The organism is Pseudomonas sp. DWP3-1-2 (assembly GCF_049896285.1).
GTDB lineage: Bacteria > Pseudomonadota > Gammaproteobacteria > Pseudomonadales > Pseudomonadaceae > Aquipseudomonas.
On the sequence record NZ_JAFCTZ010000002.1, the window covers coordinates 467,272 to 484,359 of the forward strand.

The 17,088-nt window shown below is 58.2% G+C and carries 20 protein-coding genes; 12 read left to right on the forward strand and 8 right to left on the reverse strand.

What is annotated here, in order from left to right:
• Positions 1-21: 21 nt before the first annotated feature.
• A complete protein-coding gene (locus tag ACP7B0_RS07950) occupies positions 22-1,236 on the forward strand; it encodes an aldose 1-epimerase family protein (RefSeq protein ID WP_426140861.1) in 1,215 nt (404 codons plus the stop codon).
• A 154-nt stretch (positions 1,237-1,390) separates the two neighbouring features.
• Positions 1,391-2,254, forward strand: a complete 864-nt coding sequence (locus ACP7B0_RS07955; protein ID WP_426140620.1) for a carboxylate/amino acid/amine transporter — start codon at positions 1,391-1,393, stop codon at positions 2,252-2,254.
• Positions 2,255-2,488: 234 nt separating this feature from the next.
• On the opposite strand, the gene ACP7B0_RS07960 is transcribed toward ACP7B0_RS07955, so the two are convergent.
• A complete protein-coding gene (locus ACP7B0_RS07960; RefSeq protein ID WP_426140621.1) occupies positions 2,489-3,757 on the reverse strand; it encodes a mechanosensitive ion channel family protein in 1,269 nt (422 codons plus the stop codon).
• 182 nt (positions 3,758-3,939) lie between these two features.
• Between ACP7B0_RS07960 and ACP7B0_RS07965 the strand changes: the two genes are divergently transcribed.
• Positions 3,940-5,286, forward strand: coding sequence for a DEAD/DEAH box helicase (locus ACP7B0_RS07965; RefSeq protein ID WP_426140623.1), 1,347 nt, complete (start codon positions 3,940-3,942; stop codon positions 5,284-5,286).
• Positions 5,287-5,408: 122 nt separating this feature from the next.
• Here ACP7B0_RS07965 and ACP7B0_RS07970 read toward each other — a convergent pair whose 3' ends face one another.
• Positions 5,409-5,684 (reverse strand): hypothetical protein, encoded by a 276-nt coding sequence (locus ACP7B0_RS07970; RefSeq protein ID WP_426140625.1) that lies wholly within the window; start codon positions 5,682-5,684, stop codon positions 5,409-5,411.
• Positions 5,685-5,862: 178 nt separating this feature from the next.
• Here ACP7B0_RS07970 and ACP7B0_RS07975 point away from each other — a divergent pair, with 178 nt between their 5' ends.
• Positions 5,863-6,258 carry a transcriptional regulator gene (locus tag ACP7B0_RS07975; protein WP_426140627.1) on the forward strand — a complete coding sequence of 132 codons (396 nt, stop codon included), beginning with the start codon at positions 5,863-5,865 and terminating at the stop codon, positions 6,256-6,258.
• A gap of 121 nt (positions 6,259-6,379) precedes the next feature.
• On the opposite strand, the gene ACP7B0_RS07980 is transcribed toward ACP7B0_RS07975, so the two are convergent.
• From ACP7B0_RS07980 to ACP7B0_RS07995, 4 genes are all read right to left on the reverse strand, one after another.
• Entirely contained in the window at positions 6,380-7,249 is an 870-nt protein-coding gene (locus ACP7B0_RS07980; protein WP_426140628.1) for a DUF6279 family lipoprotein, read from the reverse strand.
• A 62-nt stretch (positions 7,250-7,311) separates the two neighbouring features.
• Entirely contained in the window at positions 7,312-8,037 is a 726-nt protein-coding gene (locus tag ACP7B0_RS07985) for a TorF family putative porin (RefSeq protein ID WP_426140629.1), read from the reverse strand.
• Between the two features lie 159 nt (positions 8,038-8,196).
• The gene (locus ACP7B0_RS07990) at positions 8,197-8,709 is read right to left on the reverse strand and encodes a hypothetical protein (protein WP_426140631.1); all 513 of its coding nucleotides are present in this window, start codon (positions 8,707-8,709) and stop codon (positions 8,197-8,199) included.
• Positions 8,710-8,904: 195 nt separating this feature from the next.
• Complete coding sequence (locus ACP7B0_RS07995) at positions 8,905-9,093, reverse strand: hypothetical protein (RefSeq protein WP_020289033.1); 189 nt, start codon at positions 9,091-9,093, stop codon at positions 8,905-8,907.
• A gap of 355 nt (positions 9,094-9,448) precedes the next feature.
• Between ACP7B0_RS07995 and ACP7B0_RS08000 the strand changes: the two genes are divergently transcribed.
• Both ACP7B0_RS08000 and ACP7B0_RS08005 read left to right on the forward strand, forming a co-directional pair.
• Positions 9,449-10,285 (forward strand): CvfB family protein, encoded by an 837-nt coding sequence (locus ACP7B0_RS08000; RefSeq protein ID WP_426140863.1) that lies wholly within the window; start codon positions 9,449-9,451, stop codon positions 10,283-10,285.
• 210 nt (positions 10,286-10,495) lie between these two features.
• A complete protein-coding gene (locus ACP7B0_RS08005) occupies positions 10,496-10,897 on the forward strand; it encodes a DUF2177 family protein (protein ID WP_426140632.1) in 402 nt (133 codons plus the stop codon).
• Positions 10,898-10,952: 55 nt separating this feature from the next.
• Here ACP7B0_RS08005 and ACP7B0_RS08010 read toward each other — a convergent pair whose 3' ends face one another.
• Positions 10,953-11,333 (reverse strand): hypothetical protein, encoded by a 381-nt coding sequence (locus ACP7B0_RS08010; RefSeq protein WP_426140633.1) that lies wholly within the window; start codon positions 11,331-11,333, stop codon positions 10,953-10,955.
• A 257-nt stretch (positions 11,334-11,590) separates the two neighbouring features.
• On the opposite strand from ACP7B0_RS08010, the gene ACP7B0_RS08015 reads away from it, so the two are divergent.
• The 3 genes from ACP7B0_RS08015 to def all read left to right on the forward strand — a co-directional run bounded on the left by ACP7B0_RS08015 (position 11,591) and on the right by def (position 13,561).
• On the forward strand, positions 11,591-11,782 hold the full coding sequence (locus ACP7B0_RS08015; protein ID WP_426140634.1) for a CsbD family protein: 192 nt from the start codon (positions 11,591-11,593) through the stop codon (positions 11,780-11,782).
• Positions 11,783-12,010: 228 nt separating this feature from the next.
• Complete coding sequence (locus tag ACP7B0_RS08020; protein WP_426140635.1) at positions 12,011-12,973, forward strand: YihY/virulence factor BrkB family protein; 963 nt, start codon at positions 12,011-12,013, stop codon at positions 12,971-12,973.
• A 48-nt stretch (positions 12,974-13,021) separates the two neighbouring features.
• The gene (gene def / locus ACP7B0_RS08025) at positions 13,022-13,561 is read left to right on the forward strand and encodes a peptide deformylase (RefSeq protein ID WP_426140636.1); all 540 of its coding nucleotides are present in this window, start codon (positions 13,022-13,024) and stop codon (positions 13,559-13,561) included.
• A gap of 181 nt (positions 13,562-13,742) precedes the next feature.
• On the opposite strand, the gene ACP7B0_RS08030 is transcribed toward def, so the two are convergent.
• On the reverse strand, positions 13,743-14,156 hold the full coding sequence (locus ACP7B0_RS08030; RefSeq protein ID WP_426140638.1) for a GNAT family N-acetyltransferase: 414 nt from the start codon (positions 14,154-14,156) through the stop codon (positions 13,743-13,745).
• Between the two features lie 333 nt (positions 14,157-14,489).
• Here ACP7B0_RS08030 and ACP7B0_RS08035 point away from each other — a divergent pair, with 333 nt between their 5' ends.
• The 3 genes from ACP7B0_RS08035 to ACP7B0_RS08045 all read left to right on the forward strand — a co-directional run bounded on the left by ACP7B0_RS08035 (position 14,490) and on the right by ACP7B0_RS08045 (position 16,999).
• On the forward strand, positions 14,490-15,284 hold the full coding sequence (locus tag ACP7B0_RS08035) for a phosphate/phosphite/phosphonate ABC transporter substrate-binding protein (protein ID WP_426140865.1): 795 nt from the start codon (positions 14,490-14,492) through the stop codon (positions 15,282-15,284).
• 137 nt (positions 15,285-15,421) lie between these two features.
• Positions 15,422-16,435, forward strand: a complete 1,014-nt coding sequence (locus ACP7B0_RS08040; RefSeq protein ID WP_426140639.1) for an ABC transporter substrate-binding protein — start codon at positions 15,422-15,424, stop codon at positions 16,433-16,435.
• 12 nt (positions 16,436-16,447) lie between these two features.
• Positions 16,448-16,999, forward strand: a complete 552-nt coding sequence (locus ACP7B0_RS08045) for a GNAT family N-acetyltransferase (RefSeq protein ID WP_426140640.1) — start codon at positions 16,448-16,450, stop codon at positions 16,997-16,999.
• The last annotated feature ends 89 nt before the right edge of the window (positions 17,000-17,088 follow it).

Here is a 17,088-nt window from a genome sequence, read left to right on the forward strand (position 1 = left end):
CCCTACATGAACTCCTTTTCTCTGCGTTTCGCACCCCTGCTTCTTGGCCTGAGCGCCATGGCCGCTGCCTCCCATGCGTTTGCCTGGGATTACGTCCTGCTCGATGCCGACAAGGCCGCGCAGAATCAGCAAATCACCAGTGAGCAGTTGGGCATCAAGACCGGCAAGCCTTTTTCCGTGACCCTGCGCACGCTGCACGGCGGCCGCCAGGAAGGTGTGAGCATCATTGATATCGACAATGGCACGATGAAGCTCTCGGTGGTGCCGACGCGCGGCATGAACGTGCTGCATGCTTCGGTGGGCGATGTGCGCATGGGCTGGGATTCGCCGGTCAAGGATGTCGTCAACCCTGCGTTCATCGAGCTGAACGGCCGTGGAGGCCTGGGCTGGCTGGAAGGCTTCAATGAACTGGTGACGCGGTGCGGCTACGAGTGGGTCGGGCATCCGGGCATGGATAACGGCGAGCTGCTGACCCTGCACGGTCGTGCGGCGAACATTCCCGCCAGCAAGGTCACCTTGCACATTGACGAGAAACCGCCTTACGCCATCAGCCTCAAGGGCGATCTCAAAGAGCAGGCGTTCAAGAAAGTCGACTTCACGGTGCAGACCGAACTGGTTACCGAACCGGGCAGCGCACGCTTCACCCTCAATGACACGCTGACCAACAACGGCGACTATCCGAAGGAATATCAGGCGCTGTACCACAGTAATTTCAGCACGCCATTTCTTGAGCAGGGCGCACGTTTCGAGGTACCGGTGAAGCAGGTCTCGCCGTTCAACGAAAAAGCCAAAGGCGATCTCGCCGACTGGCAAACCTACCGCGGGCCGACACCGGACTACGACGAAACGGTCTACAACGTGGTGCCGTACGGTGATGACAAGGGCGATACCCTGACGGTCCTGCACAACAAGGCCGGTAGCCTCGGCGTTGCGGTCGGCTTCAACACCCGGCAATTGCCAGTGTTTTCACTGTGGAAAAACACCGACACCCAAGGGCAGGGTTATGTGACCGGGCTGGAGCCAGGCACCAGCTTCTCGTACAACCGCCGCTATCAGCGTCCGTTGAATCTGGTACCCACCATCGAACCGAAACAACAGCGTCAGTTCCAGATCAGCTACAGCTTGTTGGCCGATAAAGGCGCGGTCGATCAGGCGCTGGGACAGATCAAGACCATTCAGGCGGGGCGCAGCACTGAAGTGCGTCAAGAACCGTTGGTGGATCTGACCAAGGAATAAGACGCCGGTCCCACGGTTATGAGCTGACCCCCAAAGTCTGGTAGGTGTCCAACTTTTGGGGTGCAGTTCAGATTTCAGGCAGGTCCCTGACGATCTGGATTAGACACTCAAACCCCAAAACCGCTAAGGTCCGCGCCTTCATTTGGAGGCGCACATGGGCTATCTACTTTTTGTGACGCTGATTCAGGCGTTTTCCTTCAGCCTGATCGGCGTTTATCTGGCCGGGCATGTCGACAGTTATTTTGCGGTGCTGATTCGCGTAGTGCTCGCCGGGCTGGTGTTCATCCCGCTGACCCGCTGGCGTCAGGTCGAGCCGCGTTTCATGCGCGGCATGTTGTTGATAGGGGCCCTGCAATTTGGCATCACCTATGTGTGCCTGTACCTGAGCTTCCGGGTGCTGACCGTGCCGGAAGTCCTGCTGTTCACGATTCTCACGCCGCTGCACGTCACGCTGATCGAAGATGCCCTCAATCGGCGTTTCAACCTGTGGGCGTTGCTGGCTGCGCTGGTCGCCGTGCTGGGGGCCGGGGTGATCCGCTACGACGGCATTGACGGGAACTTTCTCGGCGGTTTTCTGCTGCTGCAGGTGGCGAATTTCACTTACGCCGCCGGACAAGTCCTCTACAAGCATCTGGTCGCCCGCTACCCCAGCGACCTCCCGCACTACCGGCGCTTCGGCTATTTCTACCTCGGCGCGCTGATCATCGCCTTGCCGGCCTTCCTGATGTTCGGCAACGCCCAGCACCTGCCCGATGCGCCGCAGCAATGGCTGGTGTTGCTGTTTCTCGGCCTGTGCTCGACCGCGCTGGGCATGTATTGGTGGAACAAAGGGGCGTGCCTGGTCAACGGCGGCACTCTGGCGGTGATGAACAACCTTCACGTGCCGGTGGGGTTGCTCGTCAACTTGCTGATCTGGAACCGCCATGAGGACCTGGGCCGTTTGTTCATTGGCGGCGCGGTGATCGTGGCCTCGGTGTGGATCAGTCGATTGGGCATCAGAAAGCCTCGATTGGCGTGAGTGTGTAGAGGCGCTGTTGTCGAGCCTGTGGGGGCGGCCGGGGTGACGATCCATGTGGGTGGCGCCTGTTGAATCGGGTAGCGCTCACACCATTTTCAGCGTTGCGGACTGAGGTTCCGTCCTGACGGCCGGGTCCATTTTGTCGTGGCAAAATAGACGAAAACCGTTTGCGCTGACGTCCGGCCCCTGCTTCGCTCCAGTGTCGTGGTGGGGCGACGCGCCGACGGGCCATCGTCAGGGCTCGATACGACGCTCGCCCGCCAACCCCGCGCGCATGTCCATGCCGCTGGGCTGTTGATACAAACTCAAGCCAAACTCAGGCAGCACCGCCAACAGGTAATCGAAAATATCGCCCTGAATGCGCTCGTAATCGGCCCAGACGGTGGTGCGGGTAAAACAGTAGATTTCCAGCGGCACACCCAGCGCCGAGGCTTCCTGTTGGCGAACCATGCAGGTCATGTCCGGATGAATGTCGGGATGGCTTTTCAGGTACGCCAGCGCATAAGCGCGGAAGGTGCCGATGTTGGTCATGCGTCGGCGGTTGGCCGACAGTTGCGCCACGTTGCCCTGCGCCTGGTTCCAGGCCAGCAACTCGGCCTGCTTGCGAGCGATGTAGTCGGTCAACAGATGAACCTGACTCAATTTGTGCTCCTCGTCGTCTCTCACGAAGCGCACGCCGCTGGCATCAATGAACAGGCTGCGCTTGATGCGTCTGCCGCCTGATTGCTGCATGCCACGCCAGTTCTTGAACGACTCGGACATGAGGCGCCACGTGGGAATGGAGACGATGGTCTTGTCGAAATTCTGCACTTTGACCGTATGCAACGTGATGTCCACCACATCGCCGTCAGCTCCCACCTGGGGCATCTCGATCCAGTCGCCCACGCGCAGCATGTCGTTGCTGGTCAGTTGCACGCTGGCGACGAAGGACAGCAGCGTGTCCTTGTAGACCAGCAGAATGACTGCCGACATGGCACCCAGCCCGGAAAGCAGCAGCAGTGGCGAACGGTCGATGAGGGTGGCGACGATAATGATCGCGGCGAAGATATACAGAATCATTTTCGCCAGTTGCACATAGCCCTTGATCGAGCGTGTGCGGGCGTGGGTGGTGCGCGCGTAGATATCCAGCAGCGCATTGAGCAGCGCGCCCATGGCCAGGGTCATGAACAGGATAGTGAAGGCCAGCGCGAGGTTGCCGATCACGTTCTTGCCGGTGGCGCTGAGATTGGGCACCAGATTCAGGCCGAACTGGATCACCAGTGACGGCGTCATCTGCGCCAGACGATGGAACACCTTGTTGTGCAAAAAATCATGGAGCCAATGCAAGGCCGGTTGCCGGCTGAGCATCTTCATTGCGTAAAGAATGACAAAACGCGCGAGCCGGCCGAGCACCAACGCCGCCACCAGCAAGACGAGCAGCCCCAGGCTGGTGTGCAACAGCGGGTGCTTATCCAGTACGCCCCAGGTTTCCTGCAGGCGAAGCCATAACGATTGAATATCCATGTGACTCTTCAGGACTCCGGAAGGATTTGGGCCGCCGATTAGAGCATTCATGACGGTGTCTTGGGCAGCGGATGCCAATTCGAGTAACAAAATAGGCAGTTAGTCGTAAAGAAACTCGGTTCCGGCGCTCGAAACCGTTAGGCTATGCGCCTGTATTTTTGTATTTCGTCGAGGTAGCACCCGTGTTTTCCCAATTCGCCCTGCATGAACGCCTGCTGAAAGCCGTGGCCGAGCTTAATTTTGTCGAGCCTACGCCTGTGCAAGCAGCGGCTATCCCGCTGGCGCTGGAAGGGCGTGACCTGCGGGTGACTGCGCAAACCGGCAGCGGCAAGACTGCAGCTTTTGTATTACCGATTCTCAATCGCCTGATGGGCCCGGCCAAGGTTCGCGTCGATATTCGCGCCGTAATCCTGCTGCCGACCCGTGAGCTGGCGCAGCAGACGCTCAAGGAAGTCGAGCGCTTCTCCCAGTTCACGTTCATCAAGGCCGGGTTGATTACCGGCGGTGAAGATTTCAAGGTCCAGGCGGCCATGCTGCGCAAGGTGCCGGACATTCTGATCGGTACGCCAGGGCGTTTGCTGGAGCAACTCAATGCCGGCAACCTGGACCTCAAGCAGGTTGAAGTGCTGGTGCTGGACGAAGCCGATCGCATGCTGGACATGGGGTTTGCCGAAGACGTCGAGCGCCTGGCGGGCGAATGCCCGAATCGCCAGCAAACCCTGCTGTTCTCGGCCACCACGGGCGGCGCGGGCCTGCGCGAGATGATCGGCAAGGTGCTGACAGATCCTCAGCACTTGCAGGTCAACAGCGTCAGCGAACTGGCTTCCGGCACACGCCAACAGATCATCACCGCGGACCACAACAGCCACAAAGAGCAGATCGTGCACTGGCTGCTGGCCAACGAGACGTATCAGAAGGCGATTATCTTCACCAACACCAAAGCCATGGCCGACCGTCTGTATGGCCGTCTGGTGGCGCTGGACTACAAAGCCTTCGTGCTGCACGGCGACAAGGATCAGAAGGACCGCAAGGCGGCCATTGACCGTCTGAAGCAGGGCGGCACCAAGATCCTCGTGGCGACGGACGTGGCAGCCCGTGGTCTGGACGTTGAAGGTCTGGACATGGTCATCAACTTCGACATGCCGCGCAGCGGCGATGACTACGTGCACCGTATTGGCCGTACCGGTCGTGCAGGCGGTGAAGGTCTGGCGATTTCGTTGATCTGCCACGGCGACTGGAACCTGATGTCGAGCATCGAGCGCTACCTGAAGCAAAGCTTCGAGCGCCGCACGATCAAGGAAGTCAAAGGTGCCTACGGCGGACCGAAGAAGGTCAAAGCCTCCGGTAAGGCAGTCGGCGTGAAGAAGAAAAAAACCGATGCCAAAGGCGACAAGAAGAAAACCGGTGCCAAGGCCCCGACAAAACGCAAAATTGCCAACCGCCCAAAAACCGATGCCTTGTCATTGGTGAGCAAGGACGGCATGGCTCCGTTGAAAAAGCGCAAGACTGAAACGCCTGCGGCTGAGTAAGTCGCCACAGATCCCGTTAGAGCGAGGCTTGCCCGCGAATCGCACCTGCAGTCGACCTATGAGCTGACTGACCTGAGGCGTTCGCGGGCAAGCCTCGCTCCAACGGAGCGTTGATCCCGTAGCTATTCGGCTTTCTTCTCTGCGGTATTCAATTCCTTGAGCCGCTGATCAATCAGCTGGCACTTGTCCGGCACGTCCCGGGACTCTGTTTCCAGGTCCATCTTCTGCAACTCTTCGTTGATTTCCTTGGCTTTGGCGGGATTCTGTTCGGTGAGCCTCTGCACTTCCTTGGCCAATTGCTCACGCTTGAGGATGGCCTCTTCGGGCGTACACGCCGCCCATGACGGCACGGCGGTCAACAGCGTCAATGCGGCGGTAAGGCTTAACAGGATTTTCATGGTGGCCTCTATTTCCTTTGGGGGCGTCATCGGTTGATAGCTTCCCTCCGGAAAAAGTTCAGCAGTACCGCCCGGCTGTTTGGCTGAACGGCCAGAACCGTCGCCTGTCACAACCAGTAGCAAGCCTGATGGCGGGACGTCACGGGCCACCTAATCACACTGGCTGGAGGGAAAAACAATGGAAATGCCTTATGACTGGGATCTGATCGAGCGCCTGCTGCACGAAGTGCAGAACGGTGCCGACGATTCATTCAAACCGCGCCAGTACGCTGAAGAGCACGCTGCGGCAATGGCTGCCGATGGCGAAGCGATCGGTAATCTGGATCATCTGAAGGCGATTGCAGGGGAATACGAGGCGCTGCTGCTCAGTCGCGGCTTCATTCAGCCGCGTCCGGAAGAAGAGGGCGGCAATGGTGAGAACTTCATTCTCAGCCCGCGTGGTGCGAGCTTGTTGGCGCTGATCGACAGCAGTATTCCCGGCGAAAATCATCCTCGTCAGGTGCTGGATGATCAGGCTGACCCTCTGGATCCGGTGACCTTCGAAGAAGTGGCAAAAAAGGCGCAGATTGCCTGATTTGCCTTATAACGCGCAGCGCTGGCTTTAGCCGGGAGTAGCACTCCCGGCACTTGCGTCTTTCGTGGTTTTCGCGGCTTCGCGGCTTAAGCCGCTCCCACAAAGGTAAAACAAAGCCGGGTTACGCAGCCTTGGCGACCTTCAGGCAACTCAGGTCAGTGAAGTCCTTGCGTGTATCGGCCACTTTCGCCAGCAGGCGCTGACGCTGGGCGGGGGTGCTTTCGGTCATCAAGTCCACCAGAAGCGAAATAGCGGCATTTTCGGTCCGGCCATAGGCCACGCGGTACTCCGGCGTCCAGAACGTATCCCGGTCTTGCAGCAGTTTGGCGATTCTTTCAGGAAAGTCGCTGGCTTGTCGGTTCTTGACTGCCTCAATGAACAAGCCTTGCCAGTGTGTTCTGTTCTCCAGCCAGGCGCGGTTCTGTTCGCCCAGTGACGCCGACCAGGCTTGCACACGTTGTTCCTGAGCGGCATTGAGCGAGCCCAGCCAAGGCTTCAAGCGTTTTTCCATGCGTTCGGCGCGTTCACTGATCTGTGTGTCCAGCGGCTGCCTGAGGTATTCCGCTTCTCGTTCGCGGCGATCCTTGGCGAAAGCGTCCTGCATTTGCGCCACTTGTTGGTCATCCAGCTGCCCCAGCAACTCCACGGCTGAAGGGGTTATCTTGCGGGATATCTGCGCAATGGCTTGCTTGGCTTCCTCGGTTCGGGCCCGTAGTTGCGGCTCAGTGACCTGATTGGCCTCGACCATTGCCTGCAACCGATCCAGCCAGGTCAGATACCCCGGCAGTTGGGTGCTGCAATGCCAGGTCAGGTGTTCGCTGAGGCGATCGTCCAGCCAGTCCTTTTGCGTGGAATTCATGGTCAGGTAGTCATTGAGCGACCAGGGAATAATGACATCCAGATTGCGATAAGCGAGCCCGATGCGGCTGCATCCGCTCAACACCAACAGCGCCATCAACATCGTAATGAAGGCTTTGAAAGGGACGCGCATGAAGACTCCTCGATAGACCGGCTTAACCTGTAGAGCGGGCCTGAAGGCAGCAGTTCAGTTGATCAGAAGAACGAACGCACAGCCTTGACCGTAAAGGAACCTTCGCACTGCGGATTGTGACCGCTGTACACGCTGCAATCGCCGCCAGTCAGGCTCGATCCGCTGTAAATCAGGTTCATGTCCATGCCCATCCACGGGCGTGTGATGTTCAGTGACCAGTCATTGAACACGCTGACCAGACCACCATCCGCGATTTGTTGGGGCGTATCGAATTGATGATTGGCGTACTGCACACGGACCCCGATGCCCAGCTTTTCGATCCCGCCCAGGTCGACAAACAGGGTGCTGTCGCGCCGACCGACGTCATTGCTGAACGCGGCACCGACACGGCTGTTGAGGATGCGCAGCCCTGCGTAGAATTCATGGCTGTCCAGTTGGCTGGTGTCGGGGTAGCTGTAGCGAATGATCCCCATTTCATAGCCGAGGGTTTTGTCGAAGGGTTTCTTGAAGCCCATGTACGAGTCGACTTCCAGCGTCGTGCCATCCGTGATGCCGACACTTGGGGTCCACTGACCGACGTAAAAACCGCTTTCGTGGGTCAGGTCCAGGCCACCGTGGAACGAGCCGGTGCCATTGGGCGTGACCAGGCCCTGGGCCATGCTGCGAGCGGGTGATGTGCCCAGTTTAAGGTCGAATGTGCCCAGTTCCCGCTCCAGAACCTGGGCGCTGGCAGCCTGACAAATAAACAGAGCACTCAGCGAGAGCGCGCATTGACGAATATTGAGCATGGTGCTCACTCCTGGGGTTGAGGAGTGGGATTGGAGCAGTCGTATCGAAAACGGCGCTTGGGCTTACAGCCAGCGACCCGACGGAAACCGCGAGCTAGAGCCCTGCAAGGATACCGGCGAATGACCGTCGAGTCAGACCGTTCGTCGGTGCGCGTCGTATCAGTTGGAGGCGGTCCTCTGCGGTGCGGGGATCACCAGGCCGCGAATCACCACCAAAGCCTGCTCGAAAGACGGATAACCGCTTTTAGCGACATCCAGTTCGGCGTAGTCGGCGCGGTAGCGTTCGGACTGTTTCTGATCGGTCATGCTCAACTGTTGCGAAAGCAGCGCGATGGCCAGGGGATGCTTGCGTTGCGCGGCATCCTCCAACAGTTCAATGACCCGTGACTGGTCCCGTTGCTCACGAATCAACAACACGGCCTGATAGAACTCGGCTTCACCGGAGACGTCGTCAATGCCTGCGCGACGCAGCATGGCTTCGGCCAGTTCATAATTTTCCCGATTGGCTTCACTGATCAACAGCTTGGCCTGCAACATGTCGTTCTGATACAGCAAATGCTGCTCACGACAGGCGCTGCCCGCAGGGTAACTGTCATCCAGAACATTGTCGCAGCCGTGCGATGCACAACCACCCAGACATATCAGTGCGCCGAAAAGCATCCAATTCTTCATTCGTGCATTCCGCAAAGGGGCTGGCTCCAAGGGGCTTCATCCTGCCCGTCGTCGCGCTACTGTGCAACGCACCTGAGCATCAGGCTGCGTGCCATCATGTAAAACGTGGAGTCTAGCTGATACAGCGAGGGATCAATCCACTAGCGCTCTGGAAATCAAAGCGCATGGAGATCGACAATTGAAGCGGGGGAAAATTTACTTTTTGCCGAGGGTGATTTGCTTGGATGGGCCGAACGTCTGGCCGCTGACGCCTTTGGCGATTTCCTGGATTTCACCACCGGACTTCAGGAAAGCAGCAATCTGGGCGTTGATCGAATCGCTCGTTTCAACGGCTGGAGCTGGCTTTGCTTTGGAATTGGATGCTTTTACGCGCATGGCTGCCATTAACCTATATAAACTTGATACGGCCAGCAATTGTATATGAATGGCTTGACAATTGCTTTAAAAATATAGCCCTAAAACCCATTGTCATGAGCGAGCCCATTATTCATTCCTGCATTTATCGGGTTCGCTAACGTGCTGTTTTTAAGCCGTAAATCCAAGTTTCGGGTCATTTCAAGGTTGAACTTTCGGAGTGATTAACCCTCGCCGTCTGACGAGTGGCCGGTAGTGGCCCATGGCAATTTTCAAGCGCCCGTTTTTTCCGGGCGGCGTGGACGCTCGGGCAACGCCGTTCCCGTCGCGACCGAAAGCAGCAAACTCGGGTAGAATGCCGCCCACGTAATGAGGGTATTTGGAAATGGCGTTAATCGGGCGTTACAACAGCTTGCAAGTGGTCAAACACACTAACTTTGGTCTGTATCTGGATGGCGGGGCGGACGGCGAAATCTTGCTGCCCAACCGGTATATCCCCAAGGATATTCCCAGCGAAGACGAAGACTGGCTGAACGTTTTTGTTTATCTGGACAGCGAAGACAAGCTGTTGGCGACCACGGAGACACCCAAGGTCCAGGTGGGAGAGTTTGCCAGCCTGAAAGTTGTTGAAGTCAACAGCATTGGCGTTTTCCTCGACTGGGGCCTGCCCAAGGATCTGCTGCTGCCGTACTCCGAAGAGAAGCGCACGCTGCAGGCCGGTGACTATTGCGTGGTGCATGTCTATCTGGATAAACACACCCGTCGCATCACCGCGACGGCGCGTCTTGACCGCTATCTGGACAAGACACCGGCCAGCTACAGCCCCGGTCAGGAAGTCGATTTGCTGGTGGCGGAAGCCACTGACATGGGCTTCAAAGCGATCATCAACAACAAGCACTGGGGCCTGATTCACAAGAACGAAGTGTTCAAGTTCATGCGCGCCGGCAAGCAGGAAAAGGGTTTCATCAAGGAAATCCGTGCTGACGGCAACATCAGCCTGAGCCTGCAACCCGTCGGCGCGGAAGCGGCCAGCAGCCTCAACTCGAAGATCCTCAGCAAACTGCGGGAAAACAACGGCGTGCTGCCGGTCAGCGACAAGAGCGATCCACAGGTCATCAGCGGCCTGTTCGGCGTCAGCAAAGGCAATTTCAAGAAAGCCATTGGTGCGCTCTACAAACAGGGCCAGATTGTGATCCACGCGGATCGTATCGAGCTGGTTTGATTGCGCTGATGTGATTGCGGATAAACAGGTGTCGGGAGGGGAGGGTTCCCTCCCACGGGTTTATCACGTGAGTTCCCGTAAGTTCGGATCGGCCTGTTTGCCGGGCTGCGATCATAAAACTTCGTTGTGCCGAGACATTGTGGCTCAGGCAGGGTCAGACCTGTTTATCAGGCCCTGCGCACAGCCGCGCCTTTCCCACTCGGATGACTCATGAAAAAAAATCTGACGGCTTACCTGAGCACGCTGGTGGCGTTTCTGGTTCTTGACGGTATTTGGCTGGGTGTCTTGATGGGCCCTGTCTATCGGGAGTGGCTTGGCCCGATGATGCTCGACAAGCCGGTGCCAGGCCCGGCGGTCGTGTTCTATCTACTGTACGCCGCAGGGCTTGTGTATTTCGCGGTCCTGCCGGCGCTAAGGCGCAACAGCCTTGGTCAGGCTATCCAGCGCGGCGCCCTGCTGGGGCTGGTGGCTTATGGCACTTACGACTTGAGCAACTGGGCCACGTTGCAGGGCTGGCCGGCGCAGATGGCTCTGGTGGACATGGTGTGGGGGACCGTGGCGTCGGCTGCGGCGGCCACTGTGGGTTACCTTGTGGCCAGACGGTTGACGTAACGCCGGACGTTGGACCGCTCGTTGCCGCCACTGGCAACGAGCACAGCCCATCCGCTCAGGACTGCAGAAAGCCTGCAAAGCTGAGGTTGGCGCCGTTGGGTCGCACATCCTTGAGGAATGAGTCCTTGTCAGCGCTCAGTTCCAGGCTCACCGTCGATTTGCGCTGGCCTTTGTTGCGTATCACCAGCCCTTCCATGTGATCGCGCAAGAATACCGTCGTGACCTTCAGGTGCAGCAGTTGATCGGTGCTGGGCGTGTGCAGGAGCAGGTGAACCCACTCGTACTGGCCGACCGCAAGGCGGCTGACCGGCAGATCGAACCACCAGATGTTCTTGTTGGTGTTCAAGGCCGTGAAATGCGTGTTGTTGACGCCGAGCACGGCACCGCCCAGTTCCTGGTTCCGGCGTGCGATGGCCTGCTTTTTATCGAGTTTCATAACGTTCCTGTGGATCTGAATAGTCGGCGCGTTGACGCGGGTCAGCGCTGCCTGATTGCGTGCCGCATTCTCGGGGGTTGCCGGGCAAACTTAAAGCCAAAGTTACGGCATTGGGTGAAATTGGGCCGTGTTTTCCGGCCCGGGCCCGCAGACGAGCGGCCGGACAACCGGCAAAAATAATTGAAACTCTGCTCAAAGCGGACAGGTCCATCCTTATGTCGAGGTTATGACACCCGAATTTTTTCTGGAGAATACCTATGAGCAGCACTGGCGATAAAGTGAAAGGCATGGCTAACGAAGCCATGGGTAACGTCAAGCAGGGCGTTGGTAAAGCGACCGACAACCCTAAATTGCGTACAGAAGGCAAGGCTCAGGAAATCAAAGGCGAAACCCAGCAAGCGGTGGGCAAAGCCAAAGACGCTGTGAAAAAGGGCGTCGACAAGGTGTGAAGCCAATCAGTCCCGAATATGTTTCGGGGTTGATACTTAAATAACGGTCATCCTCGGATGGCCGTTATCATGTGTGGCTATTGTGATTTGAAACTATTTCGACAGGCAGCCGGTCCATTAGGCTCTGAAAAAGCCTGCCAGAGCGGTATGGCGTAGGTTTAAACGCGGAATCTGCCGAGTCTGAAGGTGGTCGTTTCGGCAATGTCAGGTTAAAGCGCAGGAGACGCCATGATTTTCTCGGTAATGCGAAAACTTCCGTTACACAAGGTGCTGGTGAGAACGGTCAGCGAATTCCTTAATGACGAAATGTCTACCTACGCCTCAGCGTTGGCTTACCAGATGCTGTTCTCGTTATTCCCGTTTTTGTTGTTCCTGATTGCCCTGATCGGGTTCTTGCATCTCCCTGACTTTTTCTCCTGGCTGCGCCTGCAATCGGAACTGGTCTTGCCGCCCCAGGCGCTGGAACAGGTCAACCCTGTCATTGACCAATTGCAACAATCCAAGGGCGGTCTGCTGTCCATTGGTATCGTCATCGCGTTGTGGACGGCCTCAGCGGGCGTGCGCCTGATGATGAGTGCGATGAACGCCGCGTATGACGTGGTCGAAGGGCGTCCGGTCTGGAAACGTATTCCCTTGTCGGTGCTCTACACCGTCGGCATCGCCATGATGTTGCTGGCAGCGGCGGCCTTTATGGTGACCGGGCCGCAGGTCATGAACTGGCTGGCGTCGCAGATCGGCATGGAAGATTTCATCGTCACCCTGTGGACGATCCTGCGCTGGCCGTTGGTGGTGCTGCTGCTGATGGTGGCGGTGGCGCTGATTTACTACGTCATGCCGGACGTGAAACAGGAGTTTCGCTTTATCACGCCCGGCTCCGTGCTGGCCGTGGTGGTCTGGATCATCGCCTCCCTGGGCTTTGGCTACTACGTGAAGACGTTTGCCGATTACAACGCCATGTACGGCAGCATCGGGGCGATCATCGTCCTGTTGCTGTATTTCTATATCTCGGCAGCGGTGTTGCTGCTGGGCGCGGAGATGAATGCGGTGGTCGAGCACATGTCCAACGAAGGCAAGGATGTCGGTGAAAAAGAGGTCGGTGATGGCGGGGTAGATTCGACCGCCCAGAATCCCGTATCGGGACTGGGACGTGATCATTCCGTTCCCGAACCGATGAAGGCTGACAAATCCTGAGCATGAGTGTGGCAGGATGATGCTTTTCCAGCCGGGAACACTCTCGCCATGATTCGCGACATTCTCAAAATGGGTGATGAGCGCTTGCTGCGCATTGCCCCTGCTGTTCCAGAAGCGATGTTCGGCACTTCTGAACTCAAGACGCTGATCGCCGATATGTTCGAAACCATGCACAGCGTCGGTGGCGTTGGGCTGGCGGCACCGCAGATTGGTGTTGATCTGCAACTGGTGATTTTCGGTTTTGAAAGCAGCGAGCGCTACCCCGACGCAGAAGCCGTGCCGCAAACCATTTTGCTCAACCCGCTGATCACACCGCTGAGCCCAGTACTTGAAGAAGGGTGGGAAGGCTGCCTGTCGGTGCCAGGCCTGCGTGGCGCGGTCGAGCGTTATCAGAGCATCCGCTACGAAGGCTTTGATCCCGATGGCAAGCCGATTCAGCGCATCGCCCACGGCTTCCATGCCCGCGTGGTGCAGCACGAGTGCGATCACCTGATCGGGCGTTTGTACCCGTCGCGGATCACTGACTTCAGCAAGTTCGGTTTCATGGACGTGATGTTTCCCGACATGGACCCGAACGCCGACGAATAACTCAGACACCGCCGTTGGAGAATCGTGGGACCGGCTTTAGCCGGGAAGGCTGCCTGTCTGACCTGGCTTGAGCATGGAACTTACCGGACTCTTCCCGGCTGAAGCCGGTCCCACGGTTATGAACGGACCCGGGATGCCATTCAATTCTTATCATTCGGGTGCTACAAAATCGGTTGGCACCTCAATCCCCAGCCCGCACCAGCGCAATCAGGGTCTTGTTTCGACCATAACGCATCAGTTTCTCCCCCAGCGATTGAGGCAGCGCGCCCGCCGGGACGAATCCCGATGCCTCATAGAACCCCTGTAGATCCGGATGGCAAAACAGCCAGACCGGCTCGGAGATCGAGCGCATGGCGTGGTCCATCAGTCGCCGGGCTATCCCCTGACTGCGCCATTGGGGGGCCACGAACAGACCGGTCAGCCAGTGCCCGCCCGCGACAGGCGTCAGGGACAGCGCACCCTGGATTTCGTGTTGTCGAGCAACCCACGACTGCGCCGTGCTGGCCGAGCGCATTGTCGAGCGGTGGGCGCGATAGAACTTGTCCAGCAGAGGCCGGCACTCGGGCGACAGTATCGAAAACTCAATGTCGGACATGGTGATGCGTGCGCTCCACAGGTCATCGCAAGATTAGCTTGGCGGCGCATGATACAGCGGCTTAAACGACACGGCGCGCTCGGCATGGGTGTATAACTGAAGTCAGAACCTTCCCCCTGGAGCACCCGTCATGAGCAAAGGCATGGATTCAAAGAAAGCCGCCAAGAAAAAACCGGCGAAGACCCTTGATGAAAAACGCGCTGACAAGAAAGCCAAGAAATCCGATACCGGGCTTTTTGGTCACTGACACAGGCGGGTTACACACGATGGAGCCTGAACAGGCTCCATTTTTTTGGTCTACTGTTGGCCGTTAACGCAGCCGCGAGTGCGCCGATGATCCAGGGTTTCGCCCAGTTACCGATGTATACCGCCCCCGCGAGGGTGCAACAGGCCAGTGAGTCCTGGCTCAGGCACATTGTTCAGTTATTGGGTGCCGAGCGCCTGCCAGGGGAAGGGCTTGAACTGGCCCGGCTTTGGCTGTCGCCTCAACTGCTGCTGGCGCAGACCTGCGGTTATCCCTTGATGACCCGCCTGCAGGACAAGGTCCAGGTGGCGGGCCGACCGGTTTATGAACTGCCCCACAGTAGCGAAGGCAACCACTGCAGCCTGCTGATGGTGCGGGCCGATGATCCGCGTACCCGGCTGGTGGAGTTTCGCGGCAGCCATGGCCTGATCAACAGTGACGACTCCAACTCCGGCATGAACCTGCTGCGCCATCAGCTCGCGCCTTTGCAGCAAGATGGACGGTTTTTCGCGCGCGTTTGTGCAACAGGCGGCCATCGCGCCAGTTTGCTCCGGCTCAAAGAGGGGCGTGGCGATCTCGCCGCCGTCGACAGCGTGACCTACGACTATCTGGCTCGAGACGCCAGCGAAGAAGTGGCCGGCCTGCGGATTCTGACGCACAGTGCCGTCAGCCCGTGCCTGCCCTACATCACGGCCCTTGAGGGCGATGCGGCCTACGCCGAACGCCTGCGTGAGGCGATGAACCAGGCGCTGGCGGATTTGCCGGAGGTTGCCCAGGTGCTGGCGATTCGTGAGGTGCTGCCGGCCAGCCCGGCGGATTACCAAGTGTTGCTCGATTACGAGCGTCAGGCGCGCACGTGGGGTTTGCCACTGTTGCTGCCATGACCGGTAGCAAACAAGCATTCCCTTTTGCGCACAACTAATCTGCAGTCAGTGCTGTCGATAAGGTTGAAGGCACAATCGGTCTGGACGCGGGGGTGAGCTGATCACGGCATCCCATCACTCGACACTTGGAGGTGATCATGACATCCATAAGAAATCTACTGGGCTGCTCGCTACTGGCGCTGGGCCTGCTCGGGCAACCTGCGGGGGCCGCGGAGAAAACCGCCCCGATCCATTTTGGCGACATCACCTGGGAAAGCGGCAGTCTGATCACCGAAGTGCTGCGTACCCTCGTCGAAAAAGGTTACGGCTACCCCACCGATACGCTGCCGGGCAGCACCGTGAGCCTGGAGGCGGCATTGGCCAAAAATGACATCCAGGTCATTGGCGAAGAATGGGCCGGGCGCAGTCCCGCGTGGGTCAAGGCTGAAGCCGAGGGGAAAGTATTCGGCCTGGGCAACATCGTCAAAGGTGCGACGGAAGGCTGGTGGGTACCGGAATTCGTGATCAAGGGGGACCCGGCCAAAGGCATCAAGCCGCTGGCGCCGGATCTCAAATCGGTGGCCGACCTGCCGCGCTACAAAGACGTGTTCAAGGACCCGGAGCAACCTGAAAAAGGGCGCTTTCTCAACAGCCCCACCGGTTGGACTTCCGAGATCGTCAACACGCAAAAGCTCAAGGCTTACGGTCTGAATGACAGCTACGTCAACTTCCGCACGGGCTCCGGCGCGGCACTGGACGCCGAAATCAGCTCCTCGATCCAGCGTGGCAAACCGGTGCTGTTCTACTACTGGTCACCCACCCCGTTGCTGGGTCGCTTCAAACTGATCAAGCTTGATGAGCCGCCGTTTGACGCCGAAGCCTGGAAAACCCTGGCCGACGCCAACAACCCGAATCCCAGGGGCACCCGTTCGCTGGAGCCGCACCTGAGTATTGGCGTGTCGGCAGCCTTCCATCAGCAGTACCCGGATCTGGTCGCGTTCTTCGAGAAAGTCGACCTGCCCATCGACCTGCTCAACCGGACGCTGGGACAGATGAGCGAAAAACGTCTTGAGCCCAAAGCGGTGGCCCATGCATTCCTCAGGGATCACCTCGAAGTCTGGAAAGCCTGGGTGCCGGCCGATGTGGCCGCCAAGGTCAGTAGCAGCCTGTGACGGTGAGGATCAATGACTCTGATGAGTGAGCCGGGTGTCATCCTGCACACGGAGCGTTTGACGCTGCGCGAGCTGACCATCGCGGATGTTCCCGCGTTGGCGCCGATCCTGGGCGATGCTGAAGTCATGCGCTATTCAGTGCGCGGCCCCCTGAACGACTCGGCCGTTGCCGAGTTCGTGCAGTGGGCCATTCGCTGCTACGCGGTAGACGGCTTCGGGCCCTGGGCTGTCATCGAGCGATCAACCGGAGCCTTGGCGGGTTTTTGCGCCCTGAACCGGGAAGAGGTAGATCGCGTCGAAGAAGTGGAAATCGGCTACCGCCTCGGGACGGCATTCTGGGGGCGCGGGCTGGCCACCGAAATTGCCATGGCGACGCTGGTTCATGGGTTTGAAACCCTGGGCCTGAGTTCAATCATTGCCATTGTCCAGCCCGCTAATGTCGCGTCGGTGCGAGTGATCCGCAAAACCGGCTTCAATGATTTTGTGTACAGCCAGTACCACCGCTTGGGCGTCAGAATCTACCGTTTGACCCGTGAGCAATTTCTGGCCGAGCGTTCTCGTTAACGTCATTAAACGGTGCGGTTGCGACCGTCTGGCTGTGAAAGGTCGCTTCGGCTGCTAAGTTCACAGGCTGAGAAGATTGATTACAGGGG